This window comes from Staphylococcus sp. EG-SA-15, from assembly GCF_017151895.1.
In the GTDB taxonomy this organism is placed as follows: Bacteria; Bacillota; Bacilli; order Staphylococcales; family Staphylococcaceae; genus Staphylococcus; species Staphylococcus aureus.
Genome location: NZ_JACVZN010000001.1, coordinates 60,753 through 84,608, shown reverse-complemented (window position 1 = coordinate 84,608; position 23,856 = coordinate 60,753). Strand labels below are relative to the sequence as shown.

Sequence of the window (23,856 nt, the reverse complement as noted above, 5' to 3'; positions counted from 1 at the left end):
TTTTATCTGAAAGGCTATTCTAATTTAAGCGCATTAAAACCAATTTCATATTGAAATTTGACGATAATAAAGCATTAAAATTTTATTAACTAGTCAATATTCCTACCTCTGACTTGAGTTTAAAAAGTAATCTATGTTAAATTAATACCTGGTATTAAAAATTTTATTAAGAAGGTGTTCAACTATGAACGTGGGTATTAAAGGTTTTGGTGCATATGCACCAGAAAAGATTATTGACAATGCCTATTTTGAGCAATTTTTAGATACATCTGATGAATGGATTTCTAAGATGACTGGAATTAAAGAAAGACATTGGGCAGATGACGATCAAGATACTTCAGATTTAGCATATGAAGCAAGTATAAAAGCAATCGCTGACGCTGGTATTCAGCCCGAAGATATAGATATGATAATTGTTGCCACAGCAACTGGAGATATGCCATTTCCAACTGTCGCAAATATGTTGCAAGAACGTTTAGGGACGGGCAAAGTTGCCTCTATGGATCAACTTGCAGCATGTTCTGGATTTATGTATTCAATGATTACAGCTAAACAATATGTTCAATCTGGAGATTATCATAATATTTTAGTTGTCGGTGCAGATAAATTATCTAAAATAACAGATTTAACTGACCGTTCTACTGCAGTTCTATTTGGAGATGGTGCAGGTGCGGTTATCATCGGTGAAGTTTCAGAAGGCAGAGGTATTATAAGTTATGAAATGGGTTCTGATGGCACTGGTGGTAAACATTTATATTTAGATAAAGATACTGGTAAACTGAAAATGAATGGTCGAGAAGTATTTAAATTTGCTGTTAGAATTATGGGTGATGCATCAACACGTGTAGTTGAAAAAGCGAATTTAACATCAGATGATATAGATTTATTTATTCCTCATCAAGCTAATATTAGAATTATGGAATCAGCTAGAGAACGCTTAGGTATTTCAAAAGACAAAATGAGTGTTTCTGTAAATAAATATGGAAATACTTCAGCTGCGTCAATACCTTTAAGTATCGATCAAGAATTAAAAAATGGTAAACTCAAAGATGATGATACAATTGTTCTTGTCGGATTCGGTGGCGGCCTAACTTGGGGCGCAATGACAATAAAATGGGGAAAATAGGAGGATAACGAATGAGTCAAAATAAAAGAGTAGTTATTACAGGTATGGGAGCCCTTTCTCCAATCGGTAATGATGTCAAAACAACATGGGAGAATGCTCTAAAAGGCGTAAATGGTATCGATAAAATTACACGTATCGATACTGAACCTTATAGCGTTCACTTAGCAGGAGAACTTAAAAACTTTAATATTGAAGATCATATCGACAAAAAAGAAGCGCGTCGTATGGATAGATTTACTCAATATGCAATTGTAGCAGCTAGAGAGGCTGTTAAAGATGCGCAATTAGATATCAATGATAATACTGCAGATCGAATCGGTGTATGGATTGGTTCTGGTATCGGTGGTATGGAAACATTTGAAATTGCACATAAACAATTAATGGATAAAGGCCCAAGACGTGTGAGTCCATTTTTCGTACCAATGTTAATTCCTGATATGGCAACTGGGCAAGTATCAATTGACTTAGGTGCAAAAGGACCAAATGGTGCAACAGTTACAGCATGTGCAACAGGTACAAATTCAATCGGAGAAGCATTTAAAATTGTGCAACGCGGTGATGCAGATGCAATGATTACTGGTGGTACAGAAGCACCAATTACTCATATGGCAATTGCTGGTTTCAGTGCAAGTCGAGCGCTTTCTACAAATGATGACATTGAAACAGCATGTCGTCCATTCCAAGAAGGTAGAGACGGTTTTGTTATGGGTGAAGGTGCTGGTATTTTAGTAATTGAATCTTTAGAATCAGCACAAGCTCGAGGTGCCAATATTTATGCTGAGATAGTTGGCTATGGTACTACAGGTGATGCTTATCATATTACAGCGCCAGCTCCAGAAGGTGAAGGTGGTTCTAGAGCAATGCAAGCAGCTATGGATGATGCTGGTATTGAACCTAAAGATGTACAATACTTAAATGCCCATGGTACAAGTACTCCTGTTGGTGACTTAAATGAAGTTAAAGCTATTAAAAATACATTTGGTGAAGCAGCTAAACACTTAAAAGTTAGCTCAACAAAATCAATGACTGGTCACTTACTTGGTGCAACAGGTGGAATTGAAGCAATCTTCTCAGCGCTTTCAATTAAAGACTCTAAAGTCGCCCCGACAATTCATGCGGTAACACCAGATCTAGAATGTGATTTGGATATTGTTCCAAATGAAGCGCAAGACCTTGATATTACTTATGCAATGAGTAATAGCTTAGGATTCGGTGGACATAACGCAGTATTAGTATTCAAGAAATTTGAAGCATAACTATAAAAATCTTCAGTAACGTTGTTTTAGTTACTGAAGATTTTTTCAGTTTCTTTATACTAAGATGAGCGACAGCACAATCGTCATAATAAAATATAAAATATTTATTAATAATAAGGGGATTATCCATGTAGAAACAAAGTAATGCTCTTTTTTTACCTCTTGTGGGTTGAAAAATGGATCATCAGAGATAGACTTCTTCTTTTTCGAAGATGACATTTGATACTTTAATCTTCTAAAACCATAACTTGTCGCATCAAAAATGCCTTCTTGTACAAGTAAAATCAAAAATATGCTAATAAAAATAATTAATGAAACATAAAACAATATATTTAAATATGTAATGATAGTATGGCTATTAAAAAGCCATATAATAAACGTTAATATTGGCGTTATTAGTGCCATTCCAAGCCATTTTTTCAACATTTGATCACTCCCACTTATAGAAAACTCTTACGCATAGTTTACATTAAAATCAGACATTGAGGAATGATTTTTTAATTTCTTCAGCTTTATTGAAATTCTAAAATCAATCATTCTTCATTAGTTTAAAGCAAAAAAATATTGATATATAGTAAATATTGTATATATAATATTAGTTAAGATTTCAGAAAATTTTGAAGGGAATGGAAATTTAGAAATCGGAATTTGTTAGAGGAGGGGATTAGATGGGGAAATATATTTTCAAACGATTTATTTATATGCTTATTTCTTTATTTATTATTATTACAATTACATTTTTCTTAATGAAATTAATGCCAGGTTCGCCATTTAACGATGCTAAATTAAATGCTGAACAAAAAGAAATTTTAAATGAAAAATATGGATTAAATGATCCTGTAGCTACGCAGTATTTACATTATTTAAAAAATGTTGTTACAGGCGATTTTGGTAATTCATTCCAGTATCATAATCAACCTGTGTGGGATTTGATTAAACCGAGACTACTACCTTCTTTTGAAATGGGTCTTACAGCAATGTTCATCGGTGTGATACTGGGACTTATTTTAGGTGTTGCAGCAGCTACTAAACAAAATTCTTGGGTTGACTATACAACTACAGTTATTTCAGTTATTGCTGTATCTGTACCATCTTTTGTACTTGCTGTACTTTTACAATATGTATTTGCAGTTAAATTAAGATGGTTCCCAGTAGCTGGATGGGAAGGTTTTTCGACCGCGGTATTACCGTCACTTGCATTATCTGCAGCTGTTTTAGCAACTGTCGCCAGATACATAAGAGCAGAGATGATAGAGGTATTAAGTTCAGACTATATTTTATTAGCGAGAGCTAAAGGTAATTCGACAATGCGTGTACTTTTTGGACATGCACTTAGAAATGCTTTAATTCCAATTATTACAATTATCGTTCCCATGTTAGCAAGTATTTTAACAGGCACTTTAACAATTGAAAATATTTTTGGGGTTCCTGGATTAGGGGATCAATTCGTACGTTCAATTACAACAAATGATTTCTCAGTAATCATGGCAATCACACTATTATTTAGCACACTGTTTATCGTTTCTATTTTTATTGTAGATATTTTGTACGGTGTGATAGATCCACGAATTCGTGTTCAAGGAGGTAAAAAATAATGGCTGAAAATAAAAACAATTTGTCGATTAACGACGATCATTCTAATGCAGCTATGACGCATACCTCTGACGCTATCGCATCATCTGATTTTATTATTAGAGATTTAGATTTGAATCAGGAACCTGAAATGCAACGAGAAAGCAAAAACTTTTGGCAAGATGCTTGGGCTCAGTTAAAACGAAATAAGTTAGCTGTTGTCGGTATGATAGGTTTAATTATCATTGTAACATTTGCTTTTATCGGTCCAGTTATAAATAAACATGATTATGCTGAACAAAATGTAGAACATAGAAATCTTCCGGCAAAAATACCTGTATTAGACAAAGTTCCATTTTTACCTTTTGATGGTAAAGATGCAGATGGCAAGGATGCTTATAAAGCAGCAAATGCTAAAGAAAATTATTGGTTTGGTACTGATCAGTTGGGTCGAGATTTATGGACAAGAACATGGAAAGGTGCTCAAATTTCATTGTTTATCGGTGTTGTTGCAGCGATGTTAGATATTTTTATTGGCGTTGTATATGGTGCGATTTCTGGATTCTTCGGTGGACGTGTCGATACGATTATGCAACGTATACTTGAAGTCATAGCATCTATTCCGAATTTAATTGTCGTAATTTTATTTGTATTAATTTTTGAACCATCCATTTGGACAATTATATTGGCTATGTCTATCACAGGCTGGTTAGGCATGAGCAGAGTTGTACGTGGAGAATTTTTAAAATTAAAAAATCAAGAGTTTGTCATGGCTTCGAAAACATTGGGGGCTTCAAAATTCAAATTGATATTTAAGCATATTTTACCTAATACATTAGGTGCTATCGTGGTTACATCAATGTTTACAGTACCTAGTGCTATTTTCTTCGAAGCATTTTTAAGTTTCATTGGTATAGGTGTACCCGCACCTCAAACATCGTTAGGGTCATTAGTAAATGATGGGCGAGCAATGTTATTAATTTATCCACATGAATTATTTATACCAGCAATGATTTTAAGTTTATTAATTCTATTCTTTTACTTATTTAGTGATGGATTACGTGATGCATTTGATCCGAAAATGCGTAAATAAAAGGGGGCATAGCATATGACTGAAAGAATATTAGAAGTAAATGATTTGCATGTTTCCTTTGATATTACAGCAGGGGAAGTGCAGGCAGTGAGAGGTGTAGATTTTTATTTAAACAAGGGGGAAACATTGGCAATTGTTGGTGAATCAGGTTCAGGTAAATCTGTAACAACAAAAGCAATTACAAAATTATTCCAAGGGGACACAGGAAGAATTAAAAAGGGAGAAATTTTATTTTTAGGGGAAGATTTAGCAAAAAAACCTGAAAATGAGTTAATTAAATTACGTGGCAAAGATATTTCAATGATCTTTCAAGATCCAATGACATCTTTAAACCCAACTATGCAAATTGGTAAACAAGTCATGGAACCATTAATTAAGCACAAAAATTATAGTAAAGCACAAGCTAAAAAGCGCGCATTGGAAATACTAAATCTTGTAGGTTTACCAAATGCAGAAAAAAGATTTAAAGCATATCCACATCAATTTTCAGGTGGACAAAGGCAAAGAATTGTTATTGCAACCGCATTAGCTTGTGAACCTAAAGTGCTCATTGCTGATGAACCAACGACTGCATTAGACGTAACGATGCAGGCACAAATTTTAGATTTAATGAAAGAACTACAACAAAAAATCGATACAGCAATTATTTTTATAACGCATGATTTAGGGGTTGTTGCGAATATTGCTGATAGAGTGGCAGTTATGTATGGTGGTCAAATGGTTGAAACAGGAGATGTTAACGAAATATTTTATGATCCAAAGCATCCATATACATGGGGATTATTATCGTCAATGCCTGATTTATCAACAACAAATGACACACCATTACTAGCGATTCCTGGAGCGCCACCTGATTTATTACACCCACCTAAAGGTGATGCATTTGCGAGACGTAGTCAATATGCATTAGATATTGATTTTAAAGTAGAACCACCGTGGTTTAAAGTTTCACCGACACATTTTGTGAAATCTTGGTTATTAGACGCACGTGCACCAAAAGTTGAACTACCCGAGCTGGTAAAACAACGTATGAAACCGATGCCTAATAATTATGAAAAACCACTCAAGGTAGAAAGGGTGTCGTTCAATGAAAAATGATGAAGTGCTATTATCTATTAAAAATTTAAAGCAATATTTTAACGCAGGAAAGAAAAACGAAGTGAGAGCGATTGAAAATATTTCGTTTGATATATACAAAGGGGAAACATTAGGCTTAGTAGGAGAATCGGGGTGTGGTAAATCTACAACTGGTAAATCAATTATTAAACTTAATGATATTACAAGTGGAGAAATTTTGTATGAGGGTATTGATATACAAAAGATTCGTAAACGTAAAGATTTGCTTAAATTTAATAAAAAGATACAGATGATTTTTCAAGACCCATATGCGTCTTTAAATCCTAGGTTAAAAGTAATGGATATAGTAGCTGAAGGTATTGATATCCATCATTTAGCAACTGATAAACGTGACCGTAAAAAACGTGTCTATGATTTACTTGAAACTGTTGGATTAAGTAAAGAACATGCCAATCGTTATCCTCATGAATTTTCAGGCGGACAACGCCAACGTATTGGAATTGCCCGTGCATTAGCCGTTGAACCAGAATTTATTATAGCAGATGAACCTATTTCAGCATTGGATGTTTCGATTCAAGCTCAAGTAGTCAATTTGTTATTAAAATTACAGCGTGAAAAAGGTATTACATTCCTATTTATTGCACATGATTTATCAATGGTGAAGTATATCTCTGATCGAATTGCAGTCATGCATTTTGGGAAAATTGTAGAAATCGGACCAGCAGACGATATTTATCAATATCCATTACATGATTATACTAAGTCTTTATTGTCGGCAATTCCTCAACCGGATCCTGAATCGGAACGTAGTCGCAAACGATTTAGTTATATTGATGATGAAGCAAATAATCATTTAAGACAATTACATGAAATAAGACCACAGCATTTTGTCTTTAGTACTGAAGAAGAAGCGGAACGACTACGAAAAAATTTGTTGGTAACACAAGATTAAGGGGAAGGGGGAAATGAAATGACAAGAAAGTTAAAAACGCTGATTTTAATATTGGTTGCCACAATTGCATTAAGTGGTTGTGCTAATGATGATGGTATTTATTCAGATAAAGGTCAAGTATTCAGAAAAATTTTGTCAGCAGACTTAACATCCCTTGATACATCATTAATAACGGATGAAATATCTTCTGAAGTGACTGCGCAAACATTCGAAGGTTTATACACATTAGGAAAAGGTGACAAACCGGTGTTAGGTGTTGCGAAAGCTTTTCCTGAAAAGAGTAAAGATGGGAAAACTTTAAAGGTTAAATTAAGAAGCGATGCTAAATGGAGCAATGGTGACAAAGTGACTGCACAAGACTTTGTTTATGCTTGGAGAAAAACAGTTGACCCTAAAACTGGTTCTGAATTTGCATACATTATGGGGGACATTAAAAATGCGAGTGATATTAGTACTGGTAAGAAACCTGTAGAGCAATTAGGTATCAAAGCATTAGATGATGAAACATTACAAATTGAATTAGAAAAGCCGGTTCCATATATTAATCAATTATTAGCACTTAATACATTTGCACCTCAAAATGAAAAAGTTGCCAAAAAATATGGTAAAAATTATGGCACAGCAGCTGATAGAGCGGTATACAATGGTCCATTTAAAGTTGATGATTGGAAACAAGAAGATAAAACGTTACTATCTAAAAATCAGTATTATTGGGATAAAAAGAATGTAAAGTTAGATAAAGTGAATTATAAAGTTATTAAAGACTTACAAGCCGGTGCTTCATTGTATGATACTGAATCAGTAGATGACGCAATTATTACTGCGGATCAAGTGAATAAATATAAAGATAATAAAGGATTAAACTTTGTATTAACGACTGGGACATTTTTTTTGAAAATGAATGAAAAACAATATCCTGATTTTAAAAATAAAGAATTAAGACTTGCAATCGCGCAAGCAATAGATAAAAAAGGCTACGTTGATTCAGTGAAAAACAATGGCTCAATTCCTTCCGATACATTAACAGCCAAAGGCATTGCGAAAGCGCCTAATGGCAAAGATTATGCGAGTACCATGAATTCGCCTTTAAAATATAATCCTAAAGAAGCAAGAGCACACTGGGACAAAGCTAAAAAAGAGTTAGGTAAAAATGAATTGACATTTTCAATGAACACAGAAGATACACCAGATGCAAAAATATCTGCTGAATATATCAAATCGCAAGTTGAGAAAAATTTACCAGGAGTTACTTTGAAAATTAAGCAATTGCCGTTTAAACAAAAAGTATCACTAGAACTGAGTAACAATTTTGAAGCATCACTTAGTGGTTGGTCTGCAGATTACCCTGATCCTATGGCTTACTTAGAAACAATGACCACAGGCAGCGCACAAAATAATACAGACTGGGGTAATAAAGAATACGATCAATTACTTAAAGTAGCGAGAACCAAATTGGCACTTCAACCGAACGAACGATATGAAAATTTGAAAAAAGCAGAAGAAATGTTCCTAGGAGATGCACCGGTAGCACCAATTTATCAAAAAGGTGTTGCACATTTAACAAATCCTCAAGTAAAAGGATTAATTTACCATAAATTTGGTCCAAATAACTCACTTAAACATGTCTATATTGATAAATCGATAGATAAAGAAACAGGTAAGAAGAAAAAATAATATGCTTTGTAAATTAGGCTGGAGAACTTTCTCCAGTCTTTTTGTGTTGGATAAAAACTTTGGGAATAAAAATTTAAAATAAGTCGTTTTTTAAATTACTGAAATTGATTAAATGCATAAATAACTGAATATTCTAAAAATAAACTTGTAATAATTTTTTCTATGAGTAAACTAAAAAGAAAAAATTAGATTGAAAGTAGGAGGCATATGTATGGGGAAGCTAATTAAATATATTTCAATACTTCTTATTGTCGTTTTAGTGTTGAGTGCTTGCGGAAAAAGCAGTAATAAAGATGAAGGAGTAAAAGATGCTACTAAAACGGAAACCTCAAAACATAAAGGTGGTACTTTAAATGTAGCATTAACAGCACCGCCAAGTGGTGTTTATTCTTCGTTATTAAATAGTACACATGCAGATTCTGTAGTTGAAGGATATTTTAACGAAAGCTTATTAGCAACTGATAAAAAAATACGTCCTAAGGCATATATTGCTTCATGGAAGGACATCGAGCCGGCTAAGAAAATAGAATTTAAAATTAAAAAAGGTATTAAATGGCATGATGGTAATGAATTGAAAATTGATGATTGGATTTATTCAATTGAAGTCTTAGCTAACAAGGACTACGAAGGTGCTTATTATCCAAGTGTAGAAAATATCCAAGGTGCGAAAGATTATCATGAAGGAAAAACTGATCATATTAGCGGATTGAAGAAAATAGATGACTACACTATGCAGGTTACATTTGATAAAAAACAAGAAAATTACTTAACAGGATTTATTACTGGACCTTTATTAAGTAAAAAATATTTATCAGATGTACCAATTAAAGATTTAGCGAAATCAGATAAAATCCGAAAATATCCTATTGGTATTGGACCGTATAAAGTTAAGAAAATCGTTCCAGGTGAGGCTGTTCAACTCATTAAATTTGATGATTATTGGCAAGGTAAGCCTGCACTAGACAAAATCAATTTAAAAGTTATTGATCAAGCTCAAATTATTAAGGCAATGGAAAAAGGCGATATTGATGTTGCGAATGATGCTACCGGTGCAATGGCAAAAGATGCTAAGTCATCTAATGCTGGTCTCAAGGTATTATCTGCGCCAAGCTTAGACTACGGTTTAATAGGATTCGTATCTCATGATTACGATAAAAAAGCTAATAAAACTGGTAAAGTGAGACCAAAATATGAAGACAAAGAATTACGTAAAGCAATGCTTTATGCAATTGATAGAGAAAAATGGATTAAAGCGTTTTTCAATGGTTACGCTAGTGAAATCAATAGTTTTGTACCATCTATGCATTGGATAGCAGCCAATCCTAAGGACCTAAATGATTACAAATATGATCCTGAAAAAGCTAAAAAAATCTTAGATAAGTTAGGTTATAAAGATAGAGATGGTGACGGATTTAGAGAAGATCCTAAAGGTAATAAATTTGAGATTAACTTTAAACATTATTCAGGTTCAAATCCTACTTTTGAACCAAGAACTGCTGCGATAAAAGATTTCTGGGAAAAAGTTGGCTTGAAAACAAATGTGAAGTTAGTAGAATTCGGTAAATATAATGAAGACTTAGCAAATGCATCTAAAGATATGGAAGTGTACTTCAGATCATGGGCAGGAGGTACAGATCCAGATCCATCAGATTTATACCACACTGATAGACCTCAAAATGAAATGAGAACAGTTTTACCAAAATCAGATCAATATTTAGATGATGCATTAGACTTCGAAAAAGTAGGCATTGATGAAAAGAAACGTAAAGATATTTATGTTAAATGGCAAAAATATATGAATGATGAGTTACCTGGATTACCAATGTTCCAAGGTAAATCGATAACTATTGTTAACGATAAAGTACGAAACTTAGACATTGAAATTGGAACTGATCAAAGTTTATATAATTTAACTAAAGAAGCTTAGTAATGTAACCTCGACGATTTTGTCGAGGTTTACTTATATGGGGGGATGTTATGAATAATGTATTGTTAGAGGTTAAAGATTTAGAAACATCATTAAAAATAAATAATGAATGGTTAGCAACTGTTGAAAATATTTCTTTTGAATTATCTAAAGGAGAAGTTTTGGGTATAGTAGGGGAATCTGGTTGCGGTAAGTCCATATTAAGTAAGTCAATTATTAAATTATTACCAGAAAAGATATCTAAACTAAGTAATGGAGAAGTTATATTTGATGGTAAACGAATCGATACGCTCAATGAGAAGCAATTGCTAGATATTCGAGGAAATGATATTGCTATGATTTTTCAAGAACCTATGACTGCTTTAAATCCTGTATTTACCATAAAAAATCAACTTGTGGAATCTATAAAATCACATAAAAAAATTTCTAAAAAAGAAGCAAATAACTTAGCAAAAGATTTACTAAAAAAAGTTGGAATTGCTAGACAAGATGAAATATTAAATAGCTATCCTCATCAATTATCTGGTGGTATGAGACAAAGAGTAATGATTGCAATGGCCATTTCATGTTCTCCTAAATTATTAATTGCTGATGAACCTACAACAGCATTGGATGTCACGATTCAAGCGCAAATATTAGACTTATTAAAAGAATTGCAAAAGGAAACGCAAATGGCAATTATGATGATTACACATGATTTGAGTGTAGTTGCTGAGTTTTGCGATAAAGTCTTAGTTATGTATGCAGGTCAAATTGTAGAATTTGGAGGCATAAAAGAAATACTACACAATCCGAAACATCCTTATACCCAAAAATTATTATCAACAATTCCAAAACTTAAAGAAGAGCAGAAACGACTTGAAACGATAGAAGGAATTGTGCCATCAATCCAAGCATTTCACGTTAATAAGTGCAGATTTGCAAATAGATGTAACAAAAAAATGGATATTTGTAATAATCAATCTCCTAAAATGCATGTTTGTGAAGACGTCATTGTACGTTGTCATTTGTACAAAAATGAATATAAGGAGATATAAGAATGGAAAATATTTTAGAAGTCAACCAAATAAAAAAATACTACAAAATTAAAACTGGATTATTACAAAAAACTCAGTACGTTAAAGCTGTTGATGACGTATCGTTTTCAATAAAAAAAGGACAAACTTTTGGATTAGTAGGAGAATCGGGTTGTGGTAAGTCAACGTTAGGTAAAGTGATTATCAGGCTTGAAGATGCAACATCAGGCTCAATAATTGTTAATGGTGAAGATATAACAAGATTACAAGGTAAAAAACTCAGAAAATCACGACAACAATATCAGATGATATTTCAAGATCCGTATGCATCATTGAATCCGATGCAAATGGTTGGAGATATCATTTCAGAACCTATTTTAAATTATAAAAAATTGCCAAAAGAAGAAATAAAAAAAGAAGTACTATATTTATTAAAATGTGTTGGCCTAAGTGAAGATGCATATTATAAATATGCACATGAATTTTCAGGTGGACAGAGACAAAGAGTGGGAATTGCAAGAGCATTGGCTTTGCGTCCGAGTTTAATTGTTGCTGATGAGCCTGTAAGTGCATTAGATGTATCTGTTCAATCTCAAGTACTGAATTTATTAAAAGATTTACAAGAACAATTTAACTTAAGCTATTTATTTATCGCACATGATTTAAGTGTAGTAAAACATATAAGTGATGTCATTGGAGTTATGTATTTAGGTCATATAGTTGAAATCGCATCTGATAAAGAAATTTATGAAAATCCCAAACATCCATATACAAAAGCGTTGATTTCATCAATACCACAAATTGATAAACATAATAACAATAGAATTATATTAAAAGGAGAATTACCTTCGCCAAGTAATCCGCCGCAAGGTTGTCCTTTTCATACAAGATGTCCGATTGCAAAAGATAAATGTAAAGAAAATATACCACAATTAAAGGACATTGGTGATGAACATCAAGTTGCTTGTTTTTATGTAAATAAAGTAGGTGATTTAAATGGTTAAATTAATATTAAAGAGATTAGGTTTAATGATTCCGTTACTAATTTTAATTTCTATTGTTGTATTTTCATTAGCTATCATTCAACCAGGAGATCCATTTTCAGATTTACAAAACGGAAAAATAAAACAAGAAGCGATAAATGCACAAAGGGAAAAGTTAGGCCTCAACGACTCTATATCACATCAATACATTAGATGGGTCAATCATGTTATACATGGTGATTTAGGGGAGTCAATCAAATATAAAAGGCCGGTAATTGATGTTATTGAGGAAAGAATTCCAAATACAATATTACTCGGTGCTATGTCATTAATTATTACTTATATTATCTCATTTGCTTTAGGAATAACGTCAGGTAGATATTCTTACAGTTTGACTGATTATACTGTGCAAATATTTAATTATTTGATGTTAGCTATTCCATCTTTTATTGCGGGAGTATTTGCAATTTTTATTTTTTCTTTTGAATTACAATGGTTTCCGTTTCAAGGTTCTGTTGATATTAACCTTAAAGAAGGTACTTTTGAATATTATATGAGTAAAATTTATCATACATTTTTGCCTGCATTAACTTTAGGATTATTATCTACTGCTGGTTATATTCAATATTTACGTAATGATATTATTGAAAATTCTAAAAAAGATTATGTATTGACGGCAAGGTCAAAAGGATTATCTATGAATAAAATTTATAATAAACATATATTGAGAAATTCTTTAATACCTATTATTACATTTTTAGGTGCTGATATTGTAAGTATTTTAGGTGGAGCTGTGATTACTGAGACTATCTTTTCATATAACGGTATCGGTAAATTATTTTTAGAATCGGTAATAGGTCAAGACTATCCATTAATGATGGCATTAACGTTGTTTTTCTCATTTTTAGGTTTACTGGGTAATTTGATTTCTGATATTACTTATGGATTTATAGATCCAAGAATTAGAAGTAACTAGGGGGGATTGGAATGCAAAATAAGTCAAAATCGCCTTTTAAAATTGCATTGTCTAGATTTATTCATAATAAAATTGCAATGTTATCGATTATTTTTTTATTAATCATAACTATTATATCAATTATAGCGCCATTAATAGCTCCTCTTCCAGTGAACCAACAAGATTTATTAAATATAAAAGGTGAAATGACAGCACAAAACATTCTTGGTACAGACTCTGGTGGTAGGGATAACTTTAGTCGTTTGTTATATGCAGGTCGTATTTCATTATCCATTGGAATTACATCTACAATAGGAATGCTTTTGATTGGAATTACAGTTGGAGTGATTTCTGGTTATTTTGGAGGTATTGTTGATACATTATTAATGAGAATAACCGAATTTGTTATGTTATTTCCATTTTTAATATTTGCAATTGTATTAAATGCTGCACTTGGAGATAAAATTAAAAATCCTTATGGATCTGCCATAATTCTTGTTCTAGTTATTATCGTATTAAGTTGGGGAGGTATTGCAAGACTTGTTCGTGGTAAAGTACTTCAAGAAAAAGAAAATGAATACTTTTTGGCAGCAAAATCAATTGGTACACCCACATATAAAATTATTTTGAAACATCTTTTGCCGAATATATTAAGTGTAGTTATCGTACAAGCAACATTGTTATTTGCCGGTATGATTGTAGTGGAATCAGGATTGAGCTTTTTAGGATTCGGAATTAGTAAAGCAATACCATCTTGGGGTAATATGTTGAGTGATGCTCAAGAAGGGGATGTTATAAGTGGTAAACCGTGGATATGGATGCCACCTGCTATAATGATTACATTAACTATATTAAGTATAAACTTTGTAGGGGAAGGGCTTAAAGATGCTTTTAATCCTAGAGGTAGACGTTAAATAATAAAAGAGGCACTAGTTAATTCTAGTACCTCTTTATTTTATCTCTTACGTCCTAAACCCATCGCTTTTTCCATTTTTTTGACAGTTTTAAATGAAACTTTGTGTGCTTTATCTCTACCTTGATCTAAAATATCATCAAGTTTATCTGAGTTATAGAAACTTTCGTATTTTTCTTGGAATTCTACTAAAAATGCTTTAACTATTTCAGCAAGGTCACCTTTAAATTTACCATAACCTTCGCCCTCATATTTTGCCTCAATATCTTTAATTGGCATGTCTGTTAATCCAGCGTATATTGAAATTAAATTTGTTATACCTGGCTTGTTGTCACGATCAAATTTAATAATACCATCTGAATCAGTTACTGCGCTTTTAATTTTTTTAGCTGCAACATTCGGCTCGTCTAATAATGAAATGAAGTTTTTAGCATTATCATCACTCTTACTCATTTTTCTTGTTGGGTCTTGTAAACTCATGACACGTCCACCAACTTTAGGCATACGAATTTCAGGTTTCACAAGCACATCATTATAGCGACTATTAAATCTATCTACAAGGTTACGAGTCAATTCGATATGCTGCTTTTGGTCATCTCCAACTGGAACGATATTAGTATTGTAAAGAACAATATCAGCTGCCATTAAAGGTGGATATGTTAATAGACCAGCAGGTATACCTTCAACTGCTTTCTGAGCTTTATCTTTGTATTGCGTCATACGCTCTAATTCTCCAACAGAAGCAATCGTAGTTAACATCCATCCTGCTTGTACGTGTGCAGGGACTTCAGATTGTATGAACAATGTTGCTTTGTCTGGATCTATACCAGAAGCTAAATAAATCGCTGCTAATTGTCTGGTCTGTTTACGTAATTTTAAACGATCTTGTGGCATTGTAATTGCATGTTGATCTACGATACAGAAATAACAATCATAGTCATTTTGCACATCAACAAATTGTTTTAGTGCGCCAATATAATTTCCAATAGTAGGAATTCCACTAGGTTGGATGCCTGAAAATAATGTCTCCATTTAAATGCCTACTTTCTTAGTAATATTTTAATAATTATCATTATAACAGTATTTCTTAAAAATGTAAGATGTGTTAGAATATACGTATAACTTACTACTAACAAAGGGATTAATAATCTTTTTTATAAGTGTAGAAACTTATCTGAAAAATTAGGTTTTTCTCATTTAATTTTAATGTTAGATAGTTATAATAAATAGTAACGATTAAGAATTTTAGAAAAAAATGTTTTTTCTTGATCTATAACTAAATTTTAAGCAATGAATTTTATTCATTCAAATAGGAGAGTGAGATGTATGGTAACATTATTTACTTCACCAAGTTGCACATCTTGCCGTAAAGCGAAAGCATGGTTACAAGAACATGACATTCCGTATACGGAGCGTAATATTTTTTCTGAACATTTAACAATTGATGAAATTAAGCAAATATTAAAAATGACTGAAGACGGTACTGATGAAATCATTTCTACACGTTCTAAAACATACCAAAAATTAAATGTTGATATTGATTCACTACCATTACAAGACTTATATTCAATCATTCAAGATAATCCTGGCTTATTACGTCGTCCAATTATTTTAGATAATAAACGACTACAAGTTGGTTATAATGAGGACGAGATTCGACGTTTCTTACCTAGAAAAGTTCGTACGTTCCAATTACAAGAAGCACAACGTATGGTTGACTAATAACCATTTAACTATGTGTCATACTTTACTAAAAGATATGTCAAGCAACACTATTTCTATAGTGTTGCTTTTTTGGTTTTAATTTTACAATAATTGCTTAGTATCTTTTAAATCAAATGTGCAATTGTTAATATAGCTCTATATTAGAGTGTTTTGGATGAAACATTTGCTATGATAAGGTAAAATTAAATTAAGAAAGTGCTTTAATGCTTTAACTGTATAAATCATTTAAATAGTTTTGCTACAACGAATATGTTATTATAAGTTACCAAAATATTTTAGAGAAAGAAATCAAACAAATAAATTGTATTTTGTTTGATGCTTTAATACAATGTGGATACTATTCATCGACTGTAAGGAGTGAGATGATATGAGAATAGAACGAGTAGATGATACAACTGTAAAATTGTTTATAACATATAGCGATATCGAGGCCCGTGGATTTAGTCGTGAAGATTTATGGACAAATCGCAAACGTGGCGAAGAATTCTTTTGGTCAATGATGGATGAAATTAACGAAGAAGAAGATTTTGTTGTAGAAGGTCCATTATGGATTCAAGTACATGCCTTTGAAAAAGGTGTCGAAGTCACAATTTCTAAATCTAAAAATGAAGATATGATGAATATGTCTGATGATGATGCAACTGATCAATTTGATGAACAAGTTCAAGAATTGTTAGCTCAAACATTAGAAGGTGAAGATCAATTAGAAGAATTATTCGAGCAACGAACAAAAGAAAAAGAAGCTCAAGGTTCTAAACGTCAAAAGTCTTCAGCACGTAAAAATACAAGAACAATCATTGTGAAATTTAACGATTTAGAAGATGTTATTAATTATGCATATCATAGCAATCCAATAACTACAGAGTTTGAAGATTTGTTATATATGGTTGATGGTACTTATTATTATGCTGTATATTTTGATAGTCATGTTGATCAAGAAGTCATTAATGATAGTTACAGTCAATTGCTTGAATTTGCTTATCCAACAGACAGAACAGAAGTTTATTTAAATGACTATGCTAAAATAATTATGAGTCATAACGTAACAGCTCAAGTTCGACGTTATTTTCCAGAGACAACTGAATAACGATATTAATTAAGCAACGCACTATGAAAGGAGACTCTTTGGAGTCTCTTTTTTTATTGATTTCAAAAGCTGAAAAAGTAATAGTAGTTAAACTTACGTGTAATATTTTGAGGTGAAGATATGTTAGTAGCTTTAAATGAAGAAAAGGAACGTGTGTTAGCAACTACTGCATTGAGAAAGACACAATATTTTTGTCCGGTGTGTGGCAAGCAAGTTATTTTAAAGCGTGGGCTCAAAGTAATTAGTCATTTTGCACATAAACATTTAGCGGAACAAAAATGTTTTAATAATGAAACGATTAAACATTATAAAAGTAAATTGATTTTAGCACAGATGATACAGCAACAAGGATGTAAAGTAGAGATAGAGCCATTTTTAAAAGAAATAAAACAAATTCCGGATATTTTGATTAATAATAAATATGTTATTGAGCTACAGTATTCGCCAATTCCTTATAAACAGATTCTTCAACGAACGGAAGGTTTAAAGAAAATGGGATATAAAGTAAGTTGGTTATTAAATGATGTTGATTATTGTCATAATAAAGTGAAGTTCAATCATTTTCAAAGTATGTTTATTAATCCAATCACTCGAAAACTTCATACGTTCAATTTAGAGAAAAAACAAATAATGATGTTTCAACAAATACAATATTTAGGCGGGCACAAATATGTCGCTGAAAAAAGGAATGCCAAAATTAGTGAGTTGTTTAATGAGGCGCCTTGTGATTATCATGCTGTTTATAAATTATCAAAGTTCGCAATTAATCAATATATCAAATATTGTCGCTGGCAAAATTCTGTTTTAGAACCCACTTTAAGTGCAATATATCAATTACAGTTAACTGATCAAGAAGTAGTGCACAATTATGGTTATATTTTTCCAGAGCAAATTTATATTGAAAATCATCCAATTGAGTGGCAATTACAAGTTGATTTATGGTTAAAGAATGGAAAAAGCAAATTAGTAAGTGACAATCTTAATTATTTTAAACTGAAAAAGTTTATTGTTGGTCTAGAAAGTAAAACAGCAATTATAGAAAAACTTATTAACAATTATTTAAATATTTGTTCAGATAGAGGTAATGACGTGCAAATTTTGTTCTAAAATGAGAAAATTATATCAATTATATTTTATTAGGAGGTTTACTACATATGAGTCAACAATTATCTAGAGAAGAACAGGAACGTAAATATCCTGAATATACATGGGACTTAACAACAATTTTCAAAGATGATGAAGCTTTTGAGGCTGCATTTAAAGAAGTTGAAAATGAGTTAGGCAAAGAAGAACAATTTAAAGGACACATTGGTGATAGTGCTGAGACATTATACAATGCATTAGAATTAGAAGATACATTAGGTACTAAATTAGAAAAAGTATATGTATACGCGCACCTAAAACAAGACCAAGATACAACGAACGACAAGTATACTGGTATGGAGTCAAGAGCACATCAATTAATTATTAAATTTAGCTCGGCATGGAGTTTCTTAGTGCCAGAGATTTTACAAATTGATGAAGATAAAATTCAATCATTTGTAAATTCATATGATAAATTACAAAAATTCGCATTTGATTTGAAGTTGATTAATGAAAAACGTCCTCATATTTTAGATGCTGAAACTGAAAAGTTATTAACAGAAGCGCAGGACGCGTTATCAACGCCATCAAATGTATACGGTATGTTTAGCAACGCTGATTTAGTATTTGAAGATGCGATAGATAAAGATGGAAATGCACACCCGTTAACACAAGGTACATTTATTAAGTATTTAGAAACAGATGATCGCAAACTAAGAGAAAGTGCTTTTAGAAATGTATATAAAGCATATGGTGCTCATAATAATACGCTTGGCGCTACGCTAGCAGGTGAAGTGAAGAAAAATGTATTTAATGCTCGTACACACAATTACAAAACTGCAAGAGAAAAAGCATTGAGTAATAATCATATTCCAGAAAATGTATATGACAATCTAGTAAAAACTGTACATAAATATTTACCATTGCTACATAGATATACTGAATTGCGCAAAGAATTGCTAGGTTTAGATGACTTGAAAATGTATGATTTATATACACCATTAATTAAAGATATTAAGTTTGAAATGCCTTATGAAGAAGCTAAAGAGTGGATGTTAAAAGCTTTAGAACCAATGGGTGAAGAATATTTAAATGTAGTTAAAGAAGGCTTAAACAATCGTTGGGTCGATGTCTATGAGAATAAAGGTAAACGTTCAGGTGGCTATTCATCAGGTGCACATTTAACTAATCCATTTATTCTACTTAACTGGTCTAATACTATTTCAGACTTATACACATTAGTTCATGAATTTGGGCATTCAGCACATAGTTACTTCAGTAGAAAATTCCAACCGTCAAATTCTAGTGACTACACTATTTTTGTCGCTGAAGTTGCATCAACTTGTAACGAAGCACTTTTAAGTGATTATATGGATAAACATCTTGATGATGAAAAACGCTTATTATTATTAAACCAAGAATTAGAACGTTTCAGAGCTACATTATTCCGACAAACAATGTTCGCAGAATTTGAGCATAAAATTCATGCAATTGAAGAAGCAGGTGAACCATTAACGCCAACTAGAATGAATGAAGAATATGCCAAATTAAATAAATTATACTTCGGTGATTCTGTAGAAACTGATGAAGATATTAGTAAGGAATGGTCACGTATTCCACACTTCTATATGAATTATTATGTATATCAATACGCAACTGGTTACAGTGCAGCTCAAAGCTTAAGTCATCAAATTTTAACAGAAGGTAAGCCAGCAGTAGATAGATATATTAATGAATTCTTGAAAAAAGGTAGCTCAAATTATCCAATTGAGATATTAAAAAATGCTGGTGTAGATATGACAACACCTGAACCAATTGAACAAGCTTGTGAAGTTTTTGAACAAAAATTGAACGCTTTTGAAAAATTAATGAAAGCTTAGTACTATTGTATTCGCTTACATTATGAACAGATTGTGACAATTTAAATTAAGTACTATTAAAAGGTTGAAATGGTAGAGATAGCATGTTATATTATGAACATGAAATTAATCACATAACAAACATACCCCTTTGTTTGAAGTGAAAAATTTCTCCCATCCCCTTTGTTTAGCGTCGTGTATTCAGACACGACGTTTTTTTATGTTCTTTTTTAATAAGAGGGAAGTGAAGTTGTATAAAAATGTATTAAATATGCACTTTTTATACATTAACGATTAATATAAGTCTATTTTGTACCAAATTTATAATTTGTATAATTTTCGAACTGGTTAAATTCGGAAAATATCACTAATATATTTAGATCGATGTGTAACATTACGTTCTAATAATTTAATGTTGCAAAATTAAGAGTCAGTAAAAAGACCTCGTTACATTTATGGTGTACGAGGTCTTTAATTTATTTATTTTGATTTGATTTTAGGCATTTTAGATTTCCAGAAATCGCCATCTGGATATTTAAGTTTTTCAATTTTTTGTTGAATGGCTAACTTCTTTAACTCTTTGTTTAAAAGTTTTTCTGGCCATTCATAAATAGTAAGTAATTCTTCCATCGTTACAAGTTGTTGTTGCTGTATATAAGTTTCTAATTTAGGAGGAAGATTCTTTTCGATAGGTTTACCCATCAATTCATTAATTATATAAGTATAGATGTGATATGGGTATAATCCTTCGACTTTTAAACCTTCTTCATGAACATCTTCACTAAAGAAAACGAGAGAAGGGGCTTGTTCGATTTCCATTTCTCTTGCAATATGCAAATCAATTTTCAAGCTTTCGGTTAGTTTACTTTTTTGTAAGTCGTCTTTAAATACTTCTAAATCAATACCTGCATTTTGAATACAGTCACAAATCATTGATTCTGTAATAATATCTCTTTTAGGTATGATTTCATTTTGCATTAAATGTATAAATCGTTCGGCACGTACACGACCTTGTAACTCAGCTGCTTTATAAGCTAGGGCGATGTTATCAAAGTTGGATGTACTTTGAGCTTGGCATTTCGTTAATACTTTTAACGAAGGATTTAATATATGTCTGATACGTATATATTGATTATATTCAATTCTTAATTTGGATAAGATTGCTGATAATTTGAAGCAATCGGAGCTAAATGGATCGAAAAATGAATAAATTTCGATTTTACTTACAGGTGATAGATTAATATCTTCACGACTCTTATTTTCCATTATTCGTAATTCTCCAGCCATGTTTATTCACCTACAATTAATTTTAGGAATTCACCATATGATTAGCAGTTAATCTTAAGCGCTCAAATAAATAATCTCCAACACCTTGTGGAAACGCAGCGCGATTAATTGCTGTCTGCATATTTTCTAACCATGCATCTCTTTCAAATTCAGTGATTGTAAAATCCATATGTCTTTTTCTTAGCATAGGATGTCCGTGTTCTTCGGTATAAATGTTTGGACCGCCCAAAAACTGTGTTAAAAATTGTTTTTGTTTACGACTTGTTTCTGCAAAATCTCCTGGAAACAGGTGATTAAGTCGTTCATCTTTTTCTACAAGGGTGTAAAAATAATCAATCATATCGTATAACGCTTCTTTACCAATGATGTCATATGGTGTTGTTGTCATTTAATCACCCATTTTCAAAAATTTACTATTACGAACTTAAGTTAATATATAACTAATATAACATGATTTTAAACATTTGAAAGAAATATGCATATTTGCCAATTTAATTTATATTGTTTGAAAGTGTTTCTTTTTTCTTGAAAAAACGTTGAACTTTATTTAAAGGTTGATGATGTTCGAGGTTTAGTTCGTTTAATAAAGATTGGAACTTTTGTAAACCTTGATTATAGTCTTTAACTTCGAACTCTAACTCATAATCCGCAGTATCGAAATACTCACTTTTATCTAAAACGAGTAAATCACCTTTATATTTAGTTTCTTGGCGATATGTCGTTAATGCACCAAGTATTGATAAAGTTGTATCTTTTACACCAAACTGTTCAACTATAATTTGACGAATGTCATCTGGAAGATTGTCGTTTGAAATAATCAAGTTCATCTCTGGTTTAATGTCGACGATATAGTTGTATTCTAATAGACCAACCTTTGCTGGTGTCTTTAAAGTCATTTCATATTGATTGTCTTTAACTCTTATGCGTAGTGCAGAGCGATGTTCCTTTAATTTGAAATCGGGTGTATCAATATAGTAATTGACTTGCTTAAAAAGCACACTGTCTTTAAAATATTTCTCTTGCAATTTATTATAGATTGATGCAGTTATCATTTGTTTAAATTCTATTTCATGATTTGTTGCCATGATATGTATACACCTCGTATCAAATTCAATTTATCTTAACTATATTATGAATGACAAAGTTGAATTTTAAAAGTAATTTCCTTTATCTATTATCAATGTTAATTTGACCATTAAAAATAGTGTTCGTAAGTGTTTTGTATTATTGAATTGTGTTAAAATGTTATGGAATAAGAGGAGGATTAAGCATGCGTTTATATATTAATGAAATTAAAATTAAAGATGACATACTTTATTGTTATACAGAAGATTCTATTAAAGGATTATCTGAAGTAGGACAAATGCTCGTTGATAGTGATAATTATGCCTTTGCGTATACATTAGATGATGGTAAAGCGTATGCTTATCTCATTTTCGTACAAGAAACATGGACGATGTTGCATGAAAACATGACTAAAAAAATTATTATCAATGATGAACTAGAATTGACTGAATTCCACCAAGAACTTACTTATATTTTAGACAACATAAAAGGGAATAATAATTATGGTAAGGAATTTGTTGCAACCGTTGAAGAAACATTCGACATTGAATAAAGCGGGGTGAAGCACTATGAATCAATGGGATCAGTTCTTAACACCTTATAAGCAAGCGGTTGATGAGTTGAAAGTGAAACTTAAAGGCATGCGCAAACAATATGAAGTTGGTGAACAAGCGTCGCCAATAGAATTTGTTACTGGTCGTGTTAAACCAATCGCTAGTATTATAGATAAGGCAAACAAACGACAAATACCATTTGATAGGTTAAGAGAAGAAATGTACGATATCGCTGGTTTAAGAATGATGTGCCAATTTGTTGAAGATATTGATGTTGTCGTCAATATTTTAAGACAAAGAAAAGATTTTAAAGTAATTGAAGAACGAGATTATATTCGTAACACTAAAGAAAGTGGTTACCGCTCGTATCATGTCATTATTGAATATCCAATTGAAACATTACAAGGCCAAAAATTTATATTGGCTGAGATTCAGATTCGTACATTAGCAATGAATTTCTGGGCAACGATTGAACATACTTTACGATATAAATATGATGGTGCTTATCCGGATGAAATTCAACATCGTTTGGAAAGAGCGGCAGAAGCAGCGTATTTACTTGATGAAGAGATGTCTGAAATTAAAGATGAAATTCAGGAAGCTCAAAAATATTACACGCAAAAACGTTCTAAAAAACATGAAAATGATTAAC

23 protein-coding genes are annotated in these 23,856 nt (G+C 31.8%); 18 read left to right on the top strand and 5 right to left on the bottom strand.

Annotated elements, in window-relative coordinates; translation table 11 throughout:
- The first annotated feature begins 184 nt into the window (after nt 1–184).
- Nucleotides 185–1,126, top strand: coding sequence for a beta-ketoacyl-ACP synthase III (locus tag IDG64_RS00410; protein ID WP_001100523.1), 942 nt, complete (start codon nt 185–187; stop codon nt 1,124–1,126).
- A gap of 11 nt (nt 1,127–1,137) precedes the next feature.
- Nucleotides 1,138–2,382 (top strand): beta-ketoacyl-ACP synthase II, encoded by a 1,245-nt coding sequence (gene fabF, locus IDG64_RS00405; protein WP_000081230.1) that lies wholly within the window; start codon nt 1,138–1,140, stop codon nt 2,380–2,382.
- 54 nt (nt 2,383–2,436) lie between these two features.
- On the opposite strand, the gene IDG64_RS00400 is transcribed toward fabF, so the two are convergent.
- A complete protein-coding gene (locus tag IDG64_RS00400) occupies nt 2,437–2,808 on the bottom strand; it encodes a DUF3899 domain-containing protein (RefSeq protein ID WP_000915155.1) in 372 nt (123 codons plus the stop codon).
- A 242-nt stretch (nt 2,809–3,050) separates the two neighbouring features.
- Between IDG64_RS00400 and opp3b the strand changes: the two genes are divergently transcribed.
- The 10 genes from opp3b to opp4C all read left to right on the top strand — a co-directional run bounded on the left by opp3b (nt 3,051) and on the right by opp4C (nt 14,545).
- Complete coding sequence (gene opp3b, locus IDG64_RS00395; protein ID WP_000521533.1) at nt 3,051–3,977, top strand: oligopeptide ABC transporter permease; 927 nt, start codon at nt 3,051–3,053, stop codon at nt 3,975–3,977.
- On the top strand, nt 3,977–5,047 hold the full coding sequence (opp3C, locus tag IDG64_RS00390; RefSeq protein ID WP_206171272.1) for an oligopeptide ABC transporter permease: 1,071 nt from the start codon (nt 3,977–3,979) through the stop codon (nt 5,045–5,047). Before opp3b ends, opp3C begins: the two co-directional genes overlap by 1 nt.
- A 15-nt stretch (nt 5,048–5,062) precedes the next feature.
- Nucleotides 5,063–6,145, top strand: coding sequence for an ABC transporter ATP-binding protein (locus tag IDG64_RS00385; RefSeq protein ID WP_000140050.1), 1,083 nt, complete (start codon nt 5,063–5,065; stop codon nt 6,143–6,145).
- Nucleotides 6,135–7,076 (top strand): ABC transporter ATP-binding protein, encoded by a 942-nt coding sequence (locus IDG64_RS00380; RefSeq protein ID WP_000786733.1) that lies wholly within the window; start codon nt 6,135–6,137, stop codon nt 7,074–7,076. The genes IDG64_RS00385 and IDG64_RS00380 overlap by 11 nt, the downstream gene beginning before the upstream one ends.
- 18 nt (nt 7,077–7,094) lie before the next feature.
- Entirely contained in the window at nt 7,095–8,750 is a 1,656-nt protein-coding gene (locus tag IDG64_RS00375) for a peptide ABC transporter substrate-binding protein (protein WP_000197099.1), read from the top strand.
- Between the two features lie 211 nt (nt 8,751–8,961).
- Nucleotides 8,962–10,677, top strand: coding sequence for an oligopeptide ABC transporter substrate-binding protein (opp4A, locus tag IDG64_RS00370; protein ID WP_000517185.1), 1,716 nt, complete (start codon nt 8,962–8,964; stop codon nt 10,675–10,677).
- Between the two features lie 50 nt (nt 10,678–10,727).
- Complete coding sequence (locus IDG64_RS00365) at nt 10,728–11,714, top strand: ABC transporter ATP-binding protein (protein WP_001067042.1); 987 nt, start codon at nt 10,728–10,730, stop codon at nt 11,712–11,714.
- Between the two features lie 2 nt (nt 11,715–11,716).
- Entirely contained in the window at nt 11,717–12,697 is a 981-nt protein-coding gene (locus IDG64_RS00360; protein ID WP_000427769.1) for an ABC transporter ATP-binding protein, read from the top strand.
- Nucleotides 12,690–13,652 carry an oligopeptide ABC transporter permease gene (gene opp4B, locus IDG64_RS00355; RefSeq protein ID WP_000239820.1) on the top strand — a complete coding sequence of 321 codons (963 nt, stop codon included), beginning with the start codon at nt 12,690–12,692 and terminating at the stop codon, nt 13,650–13,652. Before IDG64_RS00360 ends, opp4B begins: the two co-directional genes overlap by 8 nt.
- Nucleotides 13,653–13,663: 11 nt before the next feature.
- Complete coding sequence (gene opp4C / locus IDG64_RS00350) at nt 13,664–14,545, top strand: oligopeptide ABC transporter permease (protein ID WP_001180275.1); 882 nt, start codon at nt 13,664–13,666, stop codon at nt 14,543–14,545.
- 41 nt (nt 14,546–14,586) lie between these two features.
- Here opp4C and trpS read toward each other — a convergent pair whose 3' ends face one another.
- Nucleotides 14,587–15,576, bottom strand: coding sequence for a tryptophan--tRNA ligase (trpS, locus tag IDG64_RS00345; RefSeq protein ID WP_000448934.1), 990 nt, complete (start codon nt 15,574–15,576; stop codon nt 14,587–14,589).
- A 294-nt stretch (nt 15,577–15,870) separates the two neighbouring features.
- Here trpS and spxA point away from each other — a divergent pair, with 294 nt between their 5' ends.
- From spxA to pepF, 4 genes are all read left to right on the top strand, one after another.
- A complete protein-coding gene (gene spxA, locus IDG64_RS00340) occupies nt 15,871–16,266 on the top strand; it encodes a transcriptional regulator SpxA (RefSeq protein WP_000258003.1) in 396 nt (131 codons plus the stop codon).
- Between the two features lie 370 nt (nt 16,267–16,636).
- On the top strand, nt 16,637–17,356 hold the full coding sequence (gene mecA, locus IDG64_RS00335) for an adaptor protein MecA (RefSeq protein WP_001217730.1): 720 nt from the start codon (nt 16,637–16,639) through the stop codon (nt 17,354–17,356).
- 120 nt (nt 17,357–17,476) lie between these two features.
- Nucleotides 17,477–18,463, top strand: a complete 987-nt coding sequence (locus IDG64_RS00330) for a competence protein CoiA (RefSeq protein WP_000959289.1) — start codon at nt 17,477–17,479, stop codon at nt 18,461–18,463.
- Nucleotides 18,464–18,510: 47 nt separating this feature from the next.
- Nucleotides 18,511–20,319 (top strand): oligoendopeptidase F, encoded by a 1,809-nt coding sequence (gene pepF, locus IDG64_RS00325; RefSeq protein ID WP_000082731.1) that lies wholly within the window; start codon nt 18,511–18,513, stop codon nt 20,317–20,319.
- A 459-nt stretch (nt 20,320–20,778) separates the two neighbouring features.
- On the opposite strand, the gene yjbH is transcribed toward pepF, so the two are convergent.
- The 3 genes from yjbH to IDG64_RS00310 form a co-directional block, all read right to left on the bottom strand.
- Nucleotides 20,779–21,585, bottom strand: coding sequence for a protease adaptor protein YjbH (yjbH, locus tag IDG64_RS00320; protein WP_000896697.1), 807 nt, complete (start codon nt 21,583–21,585; stop codon nt 20,779–20,781).
- A 22-nt stretch (nt 21,586–21,607) separates the two neighbouring features.
- Complete coding sequence (locus IDG64_RS00315) at nt 21,608–21,973, bottom strand: truncated hemoglobin YjbI (RefSeq protein WP_000214070.1); 366 nt, start codon at nt 21,971–21,973, stop codon at nt 21,608–21,610.
- 103 nt (nt 21,974–22,076) lie between these two features.
- Entirely contained in the window at nt 22,077–22,670 is a 594-nt protein-coding gene (locus tag IDG64_RS00310) for a CYTH domain-containing protein (protein WP_000224619.1), read from the bottom strand.
- 185 nt (nt 22,671–22,855) lie between these two features.
- Between IDG64_RS00310 and IDG64_RS00305 the strand changes: the two genes are divergently transcribed.
- Both IDG64_RS00305 and yjbM read left to right on the top strand, forming a co-directional pair.
- The gene (locus IDG64_RS00305; RefSeq protein ID WP_001242102.1) at nt 22,856–23,203 is read left to right on the top strand and encodes a UPF0738 family protein; all 348 of its coding nucleotides are present in this window, start codon (nt 22,856–22,858) and stop codon (nt 23,201–23,203) included.
- Nucleotides 23,204–23,219: 16 nt separating this feature from the next.
- Nucleotides 23,220–23,855 (top strand): GTP diphosphokinase, encoded by a 636-nt coding sequence (gene yjbM, locus IDG64_RS00300; RefSeq protein WP_001077683.1) that lies wholly within the window; start codon nt 23,220–23,222, stop codon nt 23,853–23,855.
- Nucleotide 23,856 lies beyond the last annotated feature (1 nt).

Excerpts from the sequence above, each read along its gene's own strand:
- IDG64_RS00410 (WP_001100523.1), top strand. The coding sequence starts at position 185 with ATGAACGTGGGTATTAAAGGTTTTGGTGCATATGCACCAGAAAAGATT.
- fabF (WP_000081230.1), top strand. The coding sequence starts at position 1,138 with ATGAGTCAAAATAAAAGAGTAGTTATTACAGGTATGGGAGCCCTTTCT.
- IDG64_RS00400 (WP_000915155.1), bottom strand. The coding sequence starts at position 2,808 with ATGTTGAAAAAATGGCTTGGAATGGCACTAATAACGCCAATATTAACG.
- opp3b (WP_000521533.1), top strand. The coding sequence starts at position 3,051 with ATGGGGAAATATATTTTCAAACGATTTATTTATATGCTTATTTCTTTA.
- opp3C (WP_206171272.1), top strand. The coding sequence starts at position 3,977 with ATGGCTGAAAATAAAAACAATTTGTCGATTAACGACGATCATTCTAAT.
- IDG64_RS00385 (WP_000140050.1), top strand. The coding sequence starts at position 5,063 with ATGACTGAAAGAATATTAGAAGTAAATGATTTGCATGTTTCCTTTGAT.
- IDG64_RS00380 (WP_000786733.1), top strand. The coding sequence starts at position 6,135 with ATGAAAAATGATGAAGTGCTATTATCTATTAAAAATTTAAAGCAATAT.
- IDG64_RS00375 (WP_000197099.1), top strand. The coding sequence starts at position 7,095 with ATGACAAGAAAGTTAAAAACGCTGATTTTAATATTGGTTGCCACAATT.
- opp4A (WP_000517185.1), top strand. The coding sequence starts at position 8,962 with ATGGGGAAGCTAATTAAATATATTTCAATACTTCTTATTGTCGTTTTA.
- IDG64_RS00365 (WP_001067042.1), top strand. The coding sequence starts at position 10,728 with ATGAATAATGTATTGTTAGAGGTTAAAGATTTAGAAACATCATTAAAA.
- IDG64_RS00360 (WP_000427769.1), top strand. The coding sequence starts at position 11,717 with ATGGAAAATATTTTAGAAGTCAACCAAATAAAAAAATACTACAAAATT.
- opp4B (WP_000239820.1), top strand. The coding sequence starts at position 12,690 with ATGGTTAAATTAATATTAAAGAGATTAGGTTTAATGATTCCGTTACTA.
- opp4C (WP_001180275.1), top strand. The coding sequence starts at position 13,664 with ATGCAAAATAAGTCAAAATCGCCTTTTAAAATTGCATTGTCTAGATTT.
- trpS (WP_000448934.1), bottom strand. The coding sequence starts at position 15,576 with ATGGAGACATTATTTTCAGGCATCCAACCTAGTGGAATTCCTACTATT.
- spxA (WP_000258003.1), top strand. The coding sequence starts at position 15,871 with ATGGTAACATTATTTACTTCACCAAGTTGCACATCTTGCCGTAAAGCG.
- mecA (WP_001217730.1), top strand. The coding sequence starts at position 16,637 with ATGAGAATAGAACGAGTAGATGATACAACTGTAAAATTGTTTATAACA.
- IDG64_RS00330 (WP_000959289.1), top strand. The coding sequence starts at position 17,477 with ATGTTAGTAGCTTTAAATGAAGAAAAGGAACGTGTGTTAGCAACTACT.
- pepF (WP_000082731.1), top strand. The coding sequence starts at position 18,511 with ATGAGTCAACAATTATCTAGAGAAGAACAGGAACGTAAATATCCTGAA.
- yjbH (WP_000896697.1), bottom strand. The coding sequence starts at position 21,585 with ATGGCTGGAGAATTACGAATAATGGAAAATAAGAGTCGTGAAGATATT.
- IDG64_RS00315 (WP_000214070.1), bottom strand. The coding sequence starts at position 21,973 with ATGACAACAACACCATATGACATCATTGGTAAAGAAGCGTTATACGAT.
- IDG64_RS00310 (WP_000224619.1), bottom strand. The coding sequence starts at position 22,670 with ATGGCAACAAATCATGAAATAGAATTTAAACAAATGATAACTGCATCA.
- IDG64_RS00305 (WP_001242102.1), top strand. The coding sequence starts at position 22,856 with ATGCGTTTATATATTAATGAAATTAAAATTAAAGATGACATACTTTAT.
- yjbM (WP_001077683.1), top strand. The coding sequence starts at position 23,220 with ATGAATCAATGGGATCAGTTCTTAACACCTTATAAGCAAGCGGTTGAT.